The sequence below is a fragment of the Limnobacter sp. 130 genome, assembly GCF_902506325.1.
Lineage (GTDB): Bacteria > Pseudomonadota > Gammaproteobacteria > Burkholderiales > Burkholderiaceae_B > Limnobacter.
In genome coordinates, this window is the sequence record NZ_LR732328.1 from 827,378 (window position 1) to 844,071 (window position 16,694).

Consider the following 16,694-nt stretch of genomic DNA (forward strand, 5'->3'; position numbering starts at 1 on the left):
AACAGTCAAATTCCATCCTGAAGGTCACGAATTTCCGAAAATCTCGCACAAAAACTCACCTCCCAAACTCGAAAATCCATGACCTTCAGGTTAATTTCCCAAACGGTCATTGGGCACAGAAATGTGAACCGGAAAATTCAGGAAATTTTTACAGATGTGCCCTGTTGACCGTTATTGGGTTTGACCGAAGGTCATGAAAGGGAAGGCGGGCTAAATCGGGATTGGGCACCAGTTAGGCACATTTTGGGCACACGCTGTGGGTGGCCCAGAAAACAAAAAAACCAACCACCGCTAAATGATTGGTTTTAATGATGAAAATTTGGTTGCGGGGGCAGGATTTGAACCTACGACCTTCGGGTTATGAGCGGATAAGAGCGAAGTCAGTAGCCAAGGCCGCAGTGAGTAAACGCAAAAGGGTGTTGCAAAAACTTTTCTTCAAAGGTGATCGATTGTCAACTTTTAAGGAAAACGCATGCCTACTATCGTTCAAAAAAACAACCGCTTTTTGTCACGCGTCCGTGTTGCGGGACATCAGGGAATTTCTTCAACCTTTGACTCTTACCATGAAGCCCTTAAATGGGGTTTGCAGATGGAAGCAGAGCTGAAACGGGTTCAGCCAAATAGACAACGCCTACTTGAAGTCTCCACTTTGAAAGCAGCGATGCTTCGTTATAGGGAGGTAGTCACACCAACCAAGAAAGGCCATGTCAGCGAACGCAACCGGATTGATCTGACCATTCGCTATTACCCCACCTTGGTCAATCGCAAGCTGGAAGAAATTGAAGGAATGCACATTGCAGATTTCCGTGATGCTCTGGTTGGTAGTGGATACGCACCGGCCACAGTGAAGCGATACATGGAGGTCATCAAGGCGGTGTTCAAGACCGCAAAATTCGAATGGGGTTTCCGCACAATTCTTGACCCTACCGAGGGGATAAGAATGCCCAGTATTCAAAATGCGCGTTCGCGCCGACTTTCTCAAGATGAGTTCCAGGCTCTGCTGGCTTCGTGTGATGAACACCCCAGCTACTGGTTGCGCCCCTATGTCGTTCTTGCCGTCGAGACAGCCATGCGCCGTGGCGAACTTGGTAACTTGAAATGGGTCGATGTTGATTTCGATAAGCGTTGGGCTCGCCTGGATGCGACCAAGAATGGCAAACGCCGTTTTGTGCCCTTGTCGAAGAAGGCCCTTGAGCAGCTTGAATTCTTGAAAGGGTTGTCATTCAGCGAACGTGTTTTTCCTGTGCAGATTGATGCAATCACAGGGGCATTTGGCACGGCTGTAAAACGAGCCCGTATCCTGGATTTTCGTCTGCATGATCTGCGCCACGAAGCAGTTTCAAGGCTGATTGAGCGCGGGCTTACTGTGTTCGAGGTGAAGGAAATCACCGGACAGCTCACAACAACAATTGTTGAGCGTTACACACATTTGCGAAGGGATGATCTACTGAGAAAGTTAGACTAGGTTTACTTTTTATTTTTAGGCGTTCAGTGAAATATCTCGAACGCCGTTATCACAGTTTAGTCATTACTCCATAAACATCCGCGTCAATCACTCCAAGGCAGATCATTGTGAACATGGTGTATATACCGGTATGGACTTATGCTTTTTCTATTGTGAAGCCCTGTCCAAACGAAGTCACCTGTGATTTTTACGCAGCTTAAAGCCGCGCCCACAATGCCGCCCACAGCAGTCAACATGGTTTGCTGCGTTGCAAAATTACTTAGCATCGCCAAGGTGGATGAAGACAGAATGGCATTAGTCCCATTGATTTCGAAAGAGGCTTTAATGTCAGAAATTTTCATGGGAAATTGCCACTCTTTGGTGGCCTTGAGTAATTCTGAGCAAGCGGTGTCAATGCGTGAAATATATCTATGAAGCTCGAAATCAGGATCGCTCGAATTGCTTATTGCGCTGTAAAAACTATCGAGTTCTACTCGTAATGCTATTAACTCAGCGTGTCTTCGCAACTTGAGTTCCAGCACCTCGGCAAGTGGCACATTTTTGTATGGGACAGGTATTGCCTTCACTAGTTCTACGAGAGTGCTTCTATATCCATCAATACCGCCACCATTAACTAATAACGAGTTGTGTCCCTGCGAAATTGCCCACGTTCCCGGCTGCGCTTTTTCAAGTTGGTTAAATGCTTCAACTTGAGTTTTCAAGATTATCGATGCTCCCTGACCTCCAAGTATATTTATTCGTGGTCGGGTAAGTATTCCTGCTGAGGTCAAAAAATCGATATCCGGGGTGTTCCCACCAACATGTATAAGGTTGTTACTTGGCCAGGCGAGCTTATCCCAGAACAGCAGCCCAACTCTTAATTCTTGAGGGTCTAGGCCGCCCGACATGCTTATTGTGTTACTTGCTATGTCTATTTGGGTAGGTGGGCATATGACTAACCCACGTCCGTTTTTTGGAATGCGTCCATACGAGATAGGGTCATCTAACTTTCTTCGTTTTGCCTCTCCCATGCCAACCTCCGATTTAATGAGTGGGTCGATGCTGATCAACCTTCACCATTTCCAGCCGCAATGGTCAAAAGGAATGGGAACAGTTCACCGATAAAATATCAACATTTGTCCAGAGATTGTTGTGTTGAGCAAAGAAGTCAAAACTTATAGTGATTCAGTGAAGATCGAATAACTTTTGGGAGCTATCGAAAAAGTTTAATTTCATGTTGTTCTTCTTTGCCCCAATTGGTTTTACACTGACAACTTGTCGAACACACCCGAAAATTTTTTGGCACTTATTTGCGCAGACATTTCACATTTGGTGACAGGTCACTAGCCCAAAACCGGTATTCTTTGTCACAAAACAAAAAGGTCAACCACCGCTAAGTGATTGACCTTCTTGAGTATTTGGTTGCGGGGGCAGGATTTGAACCTACGACCGGTTATGAGTATTTTCTCTTTTAGCGATCACAAGCGGCGAAACTCGATAAGTAGTGGGATAAATCGGGGCGTTCACTAGGCCAGTGCTGGCTTTCCAGTAATTCTCAGGGGTGCCCCTTTAGATCGCTTTATCTCTATAGTCCTGAACTGCACCCCTGGGCACACGCACTCAATTTCTCCGCTTTGGTAATTTCTGAGAGATTGAACTGACCTTCAGGCACTGAAAATCGACTGCATCATCACAAATGCATTTAGGTGATTCTTGGTTGGCCGTCTTCCTAAATTTGCTTGGTCTTTTCAGGCCACGTTTTGGGGGCTGTCTTTTTAATTCGAATCAGATAAATTGAAGCAAGTGCACACCCAGCTCATGGAGTCATAATTGTCCGAAACGTCACTTCAAACGGTTACACCCCAGAATTTAAAGACGAAGCCGTCAAACAGGTCATTGACCGTGGCTACACCATCGCTGAAGTATCGGAGCGACTGGGCGTTTCATCGCATAGCCTGTACAAATGGGTCAACGCGGTAAAGCCCACAGAGACCGAGCAGCAAAGAAATGAATTGCTTGAAGCCAAAAGTGAAATTTTAAAATTGCGTTCCCAACTTCGGCGCACCGAAGAGGAGCGAGATATTTTAAAAAAGGCCGCAAGGTACTTTGCAAGCCAGCCCGAGTAAAGTACCAGTTCATTAATGAGCACCAACAAGAGTTTCTTGTGGCCACGATGTGCAGAGTGCTGCGCATTGCCAGGGCTGGATTTTATGCATGGCTGCACAAACCTGTTTCTGACCGTGCGATTGAAGATCACCGATTGTTGGAATTGATTCGGGCTTCTTACTCGGCCAGTCGTGGTGTGTATGGAGCACGTCGCGTGTTTCAGGACATGCGAGAGGCCGGTGAGCTTTGTGGCAAACATCGTGTGGCTAAAATCATGCGAGTCAACCAGATCAAGGCTTTGCGGGGATATAAGGCACCTCGTCCGATTGCTGGCAGGCCTTCCATCATTGCCCCGAATCAATTGGAGCGCGAGTTCACGGTCAGTGACCCGGACACAGCCTGGGTCACTGACATTACTTATATTCGAACTTGGCAGGGTTGGCTTTATCTTGCTGTGGTGGTGGATCTGTATTCGCGCAAAGTGGTTGGCTGGTCAATGAAACCATCCTTGAATCGAGAAATTGTTCTGGATGCTTTGCTGATGGCTTTGTGGCGCAGGCGCCCCAAGAAAAAGGTACTTGTACACTCAGATCAAGGCTCGCAGTACAGCAGTGATGATTGGTTGCGATTCTGTAAAACCCACCAACTAGAGCCCAGCATGAGTCGGCGTGGAAACTGCTGGGACAACGCTGTTGCCGAGTCTTTTTTTAGCAGTCTGAAAAAAGAACGAATCAAAAAACGCATCTACAAAACGCGTGATTTGGCTAAGGAAGATATCTTCGATTACATTGAAGCGTTTTACAACCGAACCCGAAGGCATTCCCATCTCGGTGGGGTCAGCCCAGAGGTCTTTGAAGCAGCCTCAAAATGAGGCTCCGGTTTGTCAATGAAAGACGGGGTAGTCCAGAGTAACATGCCTGTAACTTGATTTTGAGATAATCAAAGGCTGAAATTGAGCTCTCCTCCCCAATTCAGACACGCCGTTGATCTATCACTCTCAACGGCTTCGACCCCTGGGCACTTCGACTGCCTTGGGGTTAATTTTTGACCAAACTGTACCAAGAATAAGTGGTTTGGGTTCTGCTGTGCACCCGGCACTCACATACTGGCCTAGCTTGGTTTTTGGTGACGGCAGGGTATTTTTCAGCTTTAAGCTTCTTTCGTATCAAATTTTATGATTCACACACACAATTGTTCATCCTGTATTCATTTTTTCTTCCGAGCTTTTTCATCTTTAACCATGTTCATTCTTCACTTTGAAATGAGAAACTAACAAAGCTTCGTGGTCAGGGATGTTAGGTGCTTTGCCTGCTCCACAATATTTGAGTTGACACTTCGCAGTCTGGAGTCGTTTTCTGAGTGATAGATATATGTGTGACCACACTTCCTAGTTGTGTGAAAAAAATACTCTCAAGTGTTTGACGAAAATATCTTTCGTTGGGCAATAAATAATCAATCGATCAAATTTGGAAGGCTTTCCGATGTACGAAATTCTGCTCACCCCTTTCATGGGAACTCCAACCTGGATATGGTTGGTTTTTGTCTCAATAGTGATTGCTTTGTTGGCCTTTGATCTTGGCGTTTTGCACAAAGATAGTCGTGAAATCGAAGTTAAAGAAAGTCTGTTTTTATCTGCTGGCTACATTGGCATGGCTTGTCTTTTCGGGGCCTGGGTTTGGTGGTATCTGGGCAGTGAAAGTGGGATGGCTTACTTTACCGGTTTCGCCATTGAGAAGTCGTTGTCTATGGACAATGTTTTCGTAATTGCGATGATCTTCACCTATTTCAGTATACCGAGGGTCTATCAGCATCGAGTCCTTTTTTGGGGAATTTTAGGTGTGATTGTTTTGAGAGCAATTATGATCGCTTTGGGGGCGGCCTTAGTTACTGAGTTTAGTTGGGTGCTGTATTTGTTTGGTGTATTCTTGGTGCTCACGGGTATCAAAATGCTGTTTGCAGGGGAGTCCACGCCAGATCTAGAAAACAATCCCCTGCTGAAGTTTTTACGTAAACGTCTTCCTTTGACCAAAGAACTTAAAGGCAACGCATTTTGGGTGCATGAAAGAAGCGAGAGTACCGGAAAGTTGCAGCGCGTCTACACCCCTTTATTCCTGGCTTTACTGTTAATTGAATTCGTTGATCTGATTTTTGCAGTAGATTCAGTGCCTGCGATCTTTGCTATCACCACAGACCCCTTTATTGTCTACACAAGTAATATCTTTGCCATTCTTGGGTTACGTGCACTCTATTTTGCACTGGCTGCTCTGATTCATCGATTTAGGTATCTGAAGTACGCCTTGGCGCTAGTGTTGGTCTTTATTGGCGGAAAGATATTTTTGGTAAATATCGTTGGTAAAGTCCCACCTGAGTTTTCCTTGAGTGTCACTCTTGGACTAATCGCTGGGGGGGTCTTGTTCTCCCTGTGGAAGACTCGAGGAAGTTCCACCGCTGCCGATTAATAGAACTTCTTGCGGGCCCCTTCGAAAAGTTGATTTAGGTGTTCAAGGGGCAATCTGTCTGTTATTGGTTAAGACAGATTGCCGCCATAATCTACGGCGTGCCCACAAACTTCAGATGTAGCAAATTGAGCTGTTCATCCTTTGTTCATAAAAACGCTCCTGGTTATTCATGAAACAACACAGTTTAGGTTAAGGCGTGGCGGTCAAACTGATTTCCATGCAGACACGTTGCTGCACTTGACCGAGAAACCCCACAGGAGAAATACCATGAAAAAGATTGTTGCACTTTCACTTGCCCTTGGCTTCAGCAGCGCCGCAATGGCCAGCGATTTGTTTTATGGCGACGGCACTTATCACGTTGTGAAGGAATCCAAGCAGTCCAGCCTGACCCGCGCTGAAGTGGTTTCCAAAACTGACAGTGCCAATGTGGCCAACGCGCTTGATGCATCTGTTTCGCCCAACTTCGCCCCCAACCCGATGTTGAGCCGCTCGGATGTAATTCGCAAGATGGAAGGTTTTGAGTACGCAGATTTTGGTGACGCGACCAACCCGACTCCTTGGGTGAAGACGCGAGACGACAACAGCAACCTGGCGCAGGATGACAGCAATATGCCAACATCCAAAACCAACTGATCTGTCGGTTTTCGCTTTCTTCATCTCACCCCCTGGGCTGTAAAAAGTCCGATTTCAGGCCCGAGCAATCGGGCCTTTTTTTATTCATCAAATGTTCATAATTCGGCATTGATTTGTTCATAAAACTTCTGACTCTAGGTTAAGGCATGAACTGCAAACTACATGTATTGCAAAGAGATGCAGTATTTCTTAAAAATCTTGTAGGAGAAAACCATGAAAAAGATTATCGCCCTTTCACTTGTACTTGGATTTAGCGGCAATGCCCTGGCCGCCAGCGACCTGTTTATGGGAGACGGTACCAACCATGTTCGTATGGACTCTTCGCCATCGACCTTGACTCGCGCTGAAGTGCTTTCCAAAACCGACAGCAGCAATATTGCGAACTCCTTGGATGGCACAGTGGCACCCAGCTACAAGCCAAGTTCCACGCTAACCCGTGCTGCTGTAATACGTAAAATGGAGGGTTACAGGTATGTGGAGTTCGGTGATGGAACCAGCCTGAATCCCTGGGAAAAGATCAAGTAATCACAAACTGATTTGTTCAAAGTGGGTTGTCGATAGCCCAGAACAAAGGCCTGAAAATCAGGCCTTTTTTTTCGTAAAAATGATTTATATTACACACACATTTCTCGTCAAAATTCGTTCATTTTGTGTTCATTTCAGTTGATGAAGGACTTCATTCAACGTTCAGTGACTGTTCATCTTGACCGACAACAATGGGGCTCCACATAAAATCCAAGGAGTACCCCATGAAAACCAGTTCTTGTTCCGTATTGGCTTTGTTAATGCTTGGCGCAATTTCGACGAACGCACAAGCTGGCCAGGTGCGCACAGATGGCCAGGACATTATTCTTTCCACCAAAGGTGGATTGAAACTTGAGACTGAAGACAAAAGCGCAGGTTTCCAGATTGGTGGGCGACTGCACTACGATTACACGCAAGATGAGACCGACACGGCCGCCAATGGCAACGAAACACTGGAAGATTTTGATGCCCGCCGTGCGCGAATCGCACTGCGCGCTCATGTGAATGATTTTGAAATGAAAGCGGAATTCAATATCGCCGAATCTGGAACAAGTGGCGGTAGTGTTGAGGATTTGTACCTTAGGTACAAAGGATTTGGCGACATGGCCAATTTGACCATTGGCAAGCAGCGTGTGCCTTTTGGTATGGATGTTTTGACCAGTTCAAATGACATTTCTTTGCTTGAGCGCTCTGCCATGATCGAACGCTATGCGCTTGAGCGATCCTCCGGTGTGAAGCTCAGCGGACGTGGCATGGACAAGCGATTCACTTATGGTGTGGGTTTGTTCGAGGCGGATGGTAACGGCACCAATGATTTTCAGGAACAGGCCCTGGCAGGGCGTGTTACGTTCGCACCGATCATGACCAAAAGCAGCGTGCTGCACTTTGGCGCTGGCTATCAAACTGTGGGTGCCACCGACCCAGTGGATGAAACCGACACGATGAACGTGGAAATGGCTGGAGCCTTTGGTCCATTCCATGCACAGGCCGAGTATTTCGATTCCGATGTAGGCCCACAGAACTTCAACGGTTATTACGCGCAGCTTGGGTACATCCTGAACGGCGGTGGAACTCGCCCCTACAGCGATGGCGTTTTCAAGCGGGTCAAAGCCGTACCGGGCGGCACTTGGGAAGTGACTACCCGCTTTGAAGAGGGCGATGGTCGTTTCAATGACGTTGGCTTGGGCTTTATTGATGCGCAGCAAACCTCTCTGGGCTTGAACTACTACATGAATGACTCGGTCAAGGTCGGCGTAAGCTATATGGATGCTGAAAGCAACACTAATAGCGACAGCGGCAATGAGCTGCGCATGCGCCTTCAGTTCACTTACTAAGTGATTTCGAAAAGATGAACGCCAGATTAACAATCCAAAAAATCTGGTGTTTATCACCGATAATCCCTAGCATTTGGATGTTGATTTGATGCCCAAGGGAATGGTGATGTTCAAAACCCGTATTCTGCTGGCCTTTGTGGCTTTGGCACTGGTGGCGGTTGCCCAAGGGGTAATCGGCTACTTTGTCATGGTTACAGCCAGCCAGAATGTTCAAAAAGGCCGAGTCGCCAACGAATTGTTGGTGGGCTATATGGACCTGCTTTCAAACAAGCAGTTGCTACGAACCCAGCTGACCAGTGAAATGACGGGGCTGGAGTCTGACCCCCAGCAAAGCCAAGTGTATTACTACAACATGATCCGTGCGCTCGATACCCTGGATCGACTTGCAGAAACCTCGAAGGGTTTGACTCGGGGCGATCAGGAGTTAATGCCCGAGCACGAGGAGCGCCGGCAAAGTCTGGTGATATTACGAAAAGGTGTGGACCAATTGGGATCGGTGATGACCGCTTCTGAATGGAAATTCGAGGCGGTAACTCCACAACAGAAACGCCAGAAACTCGATCAGATTTTTGATGTGTCGGATGGTCAGGATTTGCGGGTTGCCTTAACCCAGAGCATTGCCCGTGAACGCCTGATCACCGCACGAGACAGGGCGGCGGCGGATGTATCGCTGAACTTCATGACCAATGTGGTTGTGATTGCCACCATCGGGCTTGCCCTGTTTATGGTGTTGCTTGCGTTTTATTTTGTGAGGTCTTTGAGTAAACCAGTTGAGCGTTTGATCAAGGGCGCTGAAGCCTTGCAAGCGGGGAATTTAAGTTATCGCATACCAGCCTTTGGTCGGGATGAGTTCTCGCAGGTGGGCTGCAGTATGAATGACATGGCGCGGGAAATAGCACGTTTGCGAGCCAATGACCAACAGGCGCGGGAGCAGCTAGAGCTGCAGGTGAGCGAGCGAACCAACGAATTACAGGAGGCCTTGCACCGACTGGAAAAAATTGAGCTTCGCCGTCGGCAGATGTTTGCGGACATTAGCCACGAATTAAAAACACCCACCACTGCAATTCGCGGTGAGGCCGAAATCAGTTTGCGCCATGGCGGAAATAGCAATGCCGAGTGTAAGGAAACTCTCGAGCGGATTGTTCAATACACGCAACAACTCAACTACATTGTGGACGACATGCTGACCTTGGCGCGAAGCGATATAGATGCGCTTGTATTGGACCGACGGGCAGTGGATATTTCAACTTTATGCCACGAATCAATTGCCTATTTCCGGCCACAAATCAGCCAAAAGGGCTGTGCTGTGGAAGCGCAAATTCAGAGTGATAGCTTGGTTCTGGGTGATGCGCAGCGTTTGAAGCAGGTGTTAAATATTGTTTTGGACAATGCGATTCAATACAGCGGCGCCAAGGCGGTTATACGGATCAGTACCGCATCAGTGGAGGACGCTGAGAACATGCGCCGATGTGAGGTAACGATTGAAGACAATGGCCCAGGTATTCCTGAGAATGAGTTGAGTCGAGTATTTGAGCGCCACTACCGTGGCACCATGGCGAAGCTGATCAGGCCCGACGGCAGCGGTTTGGGCTTGCCACTTGCCGCAGCAATTGTGCGGGCACACCACGGCACCATCGAGATAAGCAGCGAAGAAAATAAAGGATGCCGGGTCACCATTAATTTGCCGGCATTCGATTCAGTCATTGAGGATGCAGTATGAAAGTGTTGATTGTTGAGGATGACGCACGCGTGTCCAGTTTTCTGGAACGTGGATTGAAGGCGGAGGGTTATCGACCCCAGGTGGCTCACAATGCCAACACGGGTCTGTCAATGGCCAAGGCCTTGCAAAAGGAAGTGCGTGAAAATTTTGAAAGTGCAGTGGTAATTCTGGATGTGATGCTGCCTGATGGTTCAGGGCTTGATGTCTGCCAAACCCTGCGGGCAGAGGGTTTCGCTTTGCCTGTGTTGATGTTGACTGCATTGAATTCAGTCGAAGACAGGGTGGCGGGCCTGCGCATGGGTGCCGACGATTACCTGGGTAAGCCATTTGCATTCGATGAAATTCTTGCACGCCTGGAGGCCCTGGGTCGCCGGGTGGGTAATACAGCGCCAAAGCAGGCGAGAAAAAACTTAGAAGTTGCCGACCTGAATCTTGATCTTGAAAAAATGCGTTTGTCGCGTGCGGGTCGTGAAATTCAGTTGACTGCGAAAGAGCTTGCTTTGGTCGAGTTGCTGATGAGCGCCCCAGGCCGCCTGTTTAGCCGTGAGCGAATTCTTTCAAACGTGTGGGGGGTGAACGAGGACCCGCTGACCAATGTGGTGGATGTTTATATTCGCCGCCTGCGCGCAAAGATTGATTTTGACGGTCTGCCACCGTTGATCCACACTCAGCGCGGGCTTGGTTATCGCCTAGAGTCGATACAGACCAGCGATTCACAGTAGTGTTCATCTGGCGTTAATGTTTGGTGCCAGTTTGATTCATTGGGCTGCAAAGTTCCGGTTCATCTTGATCTTCCAGAATGATGTTCATGAAAAGCAATGTTTGTTTTTCGAATCTCAATCTGAAGGAGCATAAGATGAAAAATTCCAGTTTAGTTCGCGCCACCTTGGTATCTGCCGGCTTGGTATTCAGCGGTGCCGCTTTCGCAAATACGGCTGTGGTGAGTAGCAACATTACCGAGGCAGAGGTACTGAAAGCCCAGAAGGTATGGGGCGAGGCTGTTGTACAAATTTCCAAAGACTTTGAGGCAGGTGGCTTGGACAAGGCCAAGAAAACCACAAAAGCAGCATTGGACAAAACATATGCTTACGACATGGGACCTGTGCTGTTCAAGCCCACATTGGCCGCTATCCCCCAAAACATCCGCAGCACTGAAGAAGGCGCTTTGTCTTATTACGTGGGCGGCAACAAAAAATTCCCCAATGATTCCGGTTTTGCATTGAAGGGCTGGAGAAGTGTTGAATCCAAAAATTCTGTCATTCACTTGAATGGCAACACAGCCTTGACCATGGGCAATGTCAGCTTCACTGACAAGAATGGCAAGGTGACCACAGTCGACAAAACCTGGGGCTATGTGAAAGACAGCGCCGGTAACGTGAAGATTGTGCTGCATCACTCTTCCCTGCCATACACCAACTAACTATCCAGGTGGCCGACTCCAACGTCGGCCATTTATCCTGTTCTCATGGAGGCATTTGTGATGAACGAACAACAATCAAAATGGATTAAGGCAGCGGTGCTGAGCACTGCAGTTTTTTGTGCCCCGGTTTGGGCAAGCACGGGCAAGCTGGTGTTAACCGGCGGTGTAAGTACCGTGGAAGGTGCGGGCGGTGGCGGTATTACGCCGTGGGCATTCATTGGCACGCAGGCCACAGAAAATGAACTCGGTTTTGCAGCAAACCTGACCCAGGTTGAAACACAGGATTATTCGCTCACCACTTACGGCGCCACAGTGGGCTGGAACGAGCGGGTGGAGTTTTCTCTGGGTGAGCAGGTGCTTGACACGGGTATCACGGGAACAGCCCTTACCGGTGCAGGCCTGGATTTGAAACAACAAATCGTCGGCGTGAAGTTGCGGGTGTTCGGTGATGGTGTGCTGGACAGCGACACTTGGTACCCGCAAGTTGCAGTCGGCCTGCAACACAAAACCCTTGATGCAGCCGCCTTGGAGCCAACGCTCACTTCATTGGGGGCCGATGACAGTGGTACCGACTTTTATGTGACTGCGACCAAGCTGTTTTTGAAACAAGGCGTGTTGCTTAACGGTACATTGCGTGCTACCAAGGCCAACCAGAATGGCTTGTTGGGTTTCGGTTCAAACACTGATGACAGTTATGAACTGATGCCGGAAATTTCCGTGGCGAAACTGCTGAGCCACAACCTGGCCATTGGTGCGGAATATCGAGTGATGCCCAACAACCTGGAAGCGGCTGGCCGCAATGCAGGACTGAACAATGGTCTGCGCGCAGACGATTGGATGGACCTGTTTGTGGCTTGGGCACCGACCAAGAACCTTTCTTTGACTGCAGCCTATGTGGACCTGGGTCGAATTGTGCCCGCCACCACCGATGGCCGTAGCCAAACCGGCTTTTACCTGTCCGCCCAACTGGCATTCTGAAGGAGACCATGATGATGAAATCGATTCGATCTTTTGCCGCAGCGATTGCCTTTGCAATGTGTTTGCCCATGGCTGCCCACGCCAGTTCCGAGAAGTCACTTTATGAACAACTGGGTGGCAAGGAAAGTATCCGCATGGTGATGGACGACTTTGTGGTTCGCCTGAAAGCAGACCCGCGCATTGGCGATCAGTTTGCTGCCACCAACGCCGATCGCTTGGCTTCGCAGTTGACCGACCAGGTGTGTGAAGCCACGGGTGGCCCATGCAAGTATGTGGGTGCCGACATGAAAACCGCACATGAAGGCATGGTCATTACCAAAGCGCATTTCAATGCACTGGTGGAGGTGCTACAAACCAGTATGAACGCGTACAGCGTGCCATTTGATGTGCAGCTTGAGGTGTTGAGCATGTTGGCGCCCATGCACAGGGATGTGATTACCGTCAGGTAAACTTCGCCAGCAGACCGTGGTGGACAGAAACTTTGCGTACGCCGTATCGGCTCGATTGCTCAAGGAAGTTGATACATCTAAGTCGAGTAACGAAAACAAATCTTGTGGAAGTTCATAGCGGTGATTCGAGGGTGGTTGCTGGGTGAGTATCTAAATGCTCACCCAGTAACTATTGTTTTCAATTTCGATGATTTGTTGAAAATCATTGCTCGCATAATTGGATTGCAGTTGTGAAACACGAAAAGAGGAACACCGATACTTATTCCTATCTCGGTGAGTTTTTTGCATCAAGCTCTTTTTTAACCGTGATTCCAACCCATCGTCTGAGCGACAAATCGGCATTGACCCGTTTGCGAAAAGACCATGGGCTTGAGGATGGTTTGATTCAATTGACTACCAATTCAAAGGCCTGTCAGGAGCGACCTTCCCCTTCACGCGGATGTTCAATCACGGCCGCTTCCTGGTTGTCCACCAACACTTGTGCCGGTATACCGCCAAAGTACTTGTCAACGCCGGTTGTATTTTGACCCACTGAGCTTCGTCGAGGGGATGCGGACAAAATACTGGACTACTTTAGGAGGTAGTCCATGTATTCACACGAAGTACGCCTTAGGGCAGTACAACTTTTTTTCAGAACAGGAAAAAACTGCAAGGCGACCATGCGCCAGTTGGGTTCAGCCTCGACCAGAGATGCCTTGGACAGTTTCAAAACCTTCTGAATCTCAGCGGTGCACTTTTAATAAAGCATTGCATGGTCGACTTGGACAGGAATAAACATGCCCGCAGTTTAAGCAATCCGAAACGGAATGTCTAAATCCAAGTCAAGATGGGTTTGCTGGGGGCTTACGTTTCACAGCACGGCTGACGGTCTTGGCTGACACACCAAGCTCAGCAGCAATGTCTTTGAGAAACGCGCCTTCGTTCAATCGATTATGTTGAATCGCCCAGCTGTTCTTGGACATGGGGATGCGGACAAAATCTTGGACTACTTTAGGAGGTAGTCCATGTATTCATACGAAGAACGTCTTAGTGGACTACCCGCCTTCAGCCCGGAAGTCTTTGAAGCCGATTCAAAATGAGGCTCTAGTTTGTAAATTAAAGACAGACTAATCCAATGCAAGCCGAAGTATTAGACTAGGTATTAGTCAAGGTATCAGGTAAGGTATCAGGCGAGGTGTCAGGCAAGGTATCAGGCAAGGTATCGGGCAAGGTATCAGGCAAGGTATCAGGCAAGGTATCAGGCAAGGTATCAGGCAAGGTATCAGGCAAGGTATCAGGCAAGGTATCAGGCAAGGTATCAGGCAAGGTATCAGGCAAGGTATCAGGCAAGGTATCAGGCAAGGTATCAGGCAGGGTATCAACCGATGTATCTGGCGAGGTATCCGCCAAGGTAATAGCTAAGGCAACAGGCAAGGTCACAGCTAAAGTAGCAGCCGAAATAACAGTCGGGATAACTGCAAAGTTACTAGCTCAGCTAACAGATGATGTAGCAGTTATTTGTTGAATCGCCTTGCTGATCTCGGATATCTTCCATGTTAGAAATTTCCATGTGACGCATCACCAAAACTAATTGATCGCTGAAAGTGCCAAAAAAAGGCACTTTCAACCAAAACACGATTTTAAAATCTGTGAAAACATTCCCTATAACGACCTTCGGGCAATGGGGAATGCAAATGGAAAATTCAAAAGTCTTCACAGACGAATCGATCGAACAAATCATCGCTGATCATGACCTCTCGAGGTTCATCAAAGTGTTTGGTTTGGCACATTGCGCGGCAGATCTTGACCGTGCAGTCCACAACCTGATTGATGCTTTCGAGCTAGTGGCGAGCAAACGCTTAGATTTTCCAAAGCTGGTTGAGGCGAGCTTTGTTCTCGCTAGAATCAAGCATCGTCTGGAGTGCCTTCCGTCGAAGGAATTAGGAGTCAAACTTGTTCCAGGGCAAGGGCCGTTGTCATGCTTAATGGCGTATGGCCGGGTAAATGATTCTCAGAAGTTAGATCTCGCGCTGGTGTTAACAGCGATGTACCTTGGGGACTATCACCCTAAAACGCTGATTCAGATTCTAAGCAAATATATAAAACGAGACCCCCTCGAAGATCTTTCGTTTAGTGGTGATTTCCAGGTTGAAAATGCCTTAAAAAGAGCCACGTCCCAATCTGCAAAGATATTGGAACTTTTAGTTGAAGGTTCGGTGCGATCACCGCTCGATCGCTTGCAGGCTTATCAAATGCGTATGCATGACGAGCACGACCTGCAAAAAAGAAGAGTGCTACTCACCCACGCGCGCTTTTCGCAAGAGACATTAATTGAAGTCAGCGCGCAAGTTCAGGAACGTGCCAGGCAGGGCGATGGTCCATCTATTTGTGAGCTTATGTCGCTGCATATCAATTGCCCACCCAGTCTCACGGTGGCTTTACCGTGTTGGCCCGAGCCCGGTGCTTTTCACTGGCTATCGGTTCGAGAGTCAATCATCTATACGAATCGATCGTTATTCATGCCCAATGCGCGCGTGAATGCTGACTCAAACCAAAAAGCTGACGAATGGTACTTGGCAAAGCCGATTGCTCAAGTGCTGAAAAATCCACTTGAACTTGCTTTAGCACAGAATCCTGACGCAAAGAATCTTGGTGAATTGATTGGGGTTTCGGAAAGTGAAATTATCCGCGAGCACCCAGAAATTACTGATCTGCGCAATCGATTGTCCATTGAAGCTGCACATAGGTGTGGTGATGATGTGCTGGCTGCTTTTGCATTTAGCGATCCACGCTTGTTGTCGCGTGGACCTGCTTATTACAGAAAAGTAAAACAGAGGGATGCGGCAACATTGTTCTCGTCGGTATTCGCGTCGTTTGGGATACCAACGGTATCCATTGAGGTCGACTCCACCCGAGGATTTGGTTCGCTTGCCCAAGTTAAAAAAGTGAACGTAGCCCAAGCCTGGGTTGCCTTAACAACACAAGTCGAAGCGCTAAGACCCACCAAGAAAGCAAAGTGGTTTGAGCTTGCGACGTTTCACAACGCATTCGCGATTGCGACTGCATTTATTTTTTCAATAGCATTGGCGCTGCGTCCCGCGCAAAGTTATCCACTCAAGCGTTGCTCAATTGGGACCGATTTCGTGGTCTTTAATGACAAAGACAGCCATCAGGTGACCGAATTCGTCGAGGTCCCGTTTGGTGAAATTGTAAAAACCCAGCTGGATCTTTATATCGAACATCTTGTGCAACTTCGCGGGAAAGCTCGAGAACAGGAATGCTCTGAGAAGATACCTAACAACATTACAAAAATTCTAGAGGTAGGCTCTTCTGAGCCGCTGTTGTTTCGTATAACCCGAAATGGTCTCAGCCAGTTGGGATCAACACATATTTCTGATGCGCTTAAGCAATGTGGCTTTGATTTGCCACCGAATTTCGGTCGCCACTTGGTTCAGTCTCATCTTTGCAACCTAAAAAGGGTGGAGATCAATCGACTTTCGCGACACGGATCGATCTTTCAATCCAGCAATAACATGGGAGTTGACCTTTCCCCCGAACAATCCGCAGCAGGTGTAGTTCGTGGCACCGAAGACTTATTAAGGCAGCTAAACATACTCCCATTGTCGGGTCTTCGAGGTTGAGGCTTG

Annotated in this window: 14 protein-coding genes; 12 read left to right on the top strand and 2 right to left on the bottom strand. The window is 48.1% G+C overall.

What is annotated here, in order from left to right; translation table 11 throughout:
* Positions 1–661 precede the first annotated feature (661 nt).
* A complete protein-coding gene (locus FRIGORI9N_RS03985) occupies positions 662–1,465 on the top strand; it encodes a site-specific integrase (RefSeq protein WP_159568584.1) in 804 nt (267 codons plus the stop codon).
* Positions 1,466–1,548: 83 nt separating this feature from the next.
* Here the strand turns inward: FRIGORI9N_RS03985 and FRIGORI9N_RS03990 are convergent, their stop codons facing one another.
* Positions 1,549–2,514: a DUF6236 family protein gene (locus FRIGORI9N_RS03990; protein WP_159568585.1), complete on the bottom strand. Its 966-nt coding sequence runs from the start codon at positions 2,512–2,514 to the stop codon at positions 1,549–1,551.
* A 759-nt stretch (positions 2,515–3,273) separates the two neighbouring features.
* Between FRIGORI9N_RS03990 and FRIGORI9N_RS03995 the strand changes: the two genes are divergently transcribed.
* The 10 genes from FRIGORI9N_RS03995 to FRIGORI9N_RS04040 all read left to right on the top strand — a co-directional run bounded on the left by FRIGORI9N_RS03995 (position 3,274) and on the right by FRIGORI9N_RS04040 (position 13,068).
* Positions 3,274–4,421, top strand: a protein-coding gene (locus FRIGORI9N_RS03995) for an IS3 family transposase (protein WP_371717158.1) whose coding sequence is annotated in 2 segments (ribosomal slippage) — positions 3,274–3,529 and positions 3,529–4,421 — 1,149 coding nt in all. Because the reading frame shifts where the segments join, the coding sequence is not laid out codon by codon here.
* Positions 4,422–5,031: 610 nt separating this feature from the next.
* Positions 5,032–6,009 carry a TerC family protein gene (locus tag FRIGORI9N_RS04000; RefSeq protein ID WP_159568586.1) on the top strand — a complete coding sequence of 326 codons (978 nt, stop codon included), beginning with the start codon at positions 5,032–5,034 and terminating at the stop codon, positions 6,007–6,009.
* Positions 6,010–6,276: 267 nt separating this feature from the next.
* Positions 6,277–6,642 carry a hypothetical protein gene (locus FRIGORI9N_RS04005; RefSeq protein WP_008248855.1) on the top strand — a complete coding sequence of 122 codons (366 nt, stop codon included), beginning with the start codon at positions 6,277–6,279 and terminating at the stop codon, positions 6,640–6,642.
* A gap of 213 nt (positions 6,643–6,855) precedes the next feature.
* Positions 6,856–7,167 (top strand): hypothetical protein, encoded by a 312-nt coding sequence (locus FRIGORI9N_RS04010; protein ID WP_008248853.1) that lies wholly within the window; start codon positions 6,856–6,858, stop codon positions 7,165–7,167.
* 224 nt (positions 7,168–7,391) lie between these two features.
* Positions 7,392–8,501 (top strand): OprO/OprP family phosphate-selective porin, encoded by a 1,110-nt coding sequence (locus FRIGORI9N_RS04015; protein WP_236550795.1) that lies wholly within the window; start codon positions 7,392–7,394, stop codon positions 8,499–8,501.
* An 88-nt stretch (positions 8,502–8,589) separates the two neighbouring features.
* Positions 8,590–10,221 carry a HAMP domain-containing sensor histidine kinase gene (locus FRIGORI9N_RS04020; RefSeq protein WP_159568587.1) on the top strand — a complete coding sequence of 544 codons (1,632 nt, stop codon included), beginning with the start codon at positions 8,590–8,592 and terminating at the stop codon, positions 10,219–10,221.
* Positions 10,218–10,943 carry a response regulator transcription factor gene (locus FRIGORI9N_RS04025; protein WP_159568588.1) on the top strand — a complete coding sequence of 242 codons (726 nt, stop codon included), beginning with the start codon at positions 10,218–10,220 and terminating at the stop codon, positions 10,941–10,943. Before FRIGORI9N_RS04020 ends, FRIGORI9N_RS04025 begins: the two co-directional genes overlap by 4 nt.
* A 134-nt stretch (positions 10,944–11,077) precedes the next feature.
* The gene (locus FRIGORI9N_RS04030) at positions 11,078–11,641 is read left to right on the top strand and encodes a phosphoribosyl-AMP cyclohydrolase (protein WP_236550796.1); all 564 of its coding nucleotides are present in this window, start codon (positions 11,078–11,080) and stop codon (positions 11,639–11,641) included.
* Between the two features lie 60 nt (positions 11,642–11,701).
* A complete protein-coding gene (locus FRIGORI9N_RS04035) occupies positions 11,702–12,619 on the top strand; it encodes a DUF3034 family protein (protein WP_236550797.1) in 918 nt (305 codons plus the stop codon).
* Between the two features lie 14 nt (positions 12,620–12,633).
* Positions 12,634–13,068: a group 1 truncated hemoglobin gene (locus FRIGORI9N_RS04040; protein ID WP_371717147.1), complete on the top strand. Its 435-nt coding sequence runs from the start codon at positions 12,634–12,636 to the stop codon at positions 13,066–13,068.
* Between the two features lie 1,134 nt (positions 13,069–14,202).
* On the opposite strand, the gene FRIGORI9N_RS04050 is transcribed toward FRIGORI9N_RS04040, so the two are convergent.
* Positions 14,203–14,481 (bottom strand): hypothetical protein, encoded by a 279-nt coding sequence (locus tag FRIGORI9N_RS04050; protein ID WP_159568593.1) that lies wholly within the window; start codon positions 14,479–14,481, stop codon positions 14,203–14,205.
* A gap of 260 nt (positions 14,482–14,741) precedes the next feature.
* On the opposite strand from FRIGORI9N_RS04050, the gene FRIGORI9N_RS04055 reads away from it, so the two are divergent.
* On the top strand, positions 14,742–16,688 hold the full coding sequence (locus FRIGORI9N_RS04055) for a hypothetical protein (protein ID WP_159568594.1): 1,947 nt from the start codon (positions 14,742–14,744) through the stop codon (positions 16,686–16,688).
* The last annotated feature ends 6 nt before the right edge of the window (positions 16,689–16,694 follow it).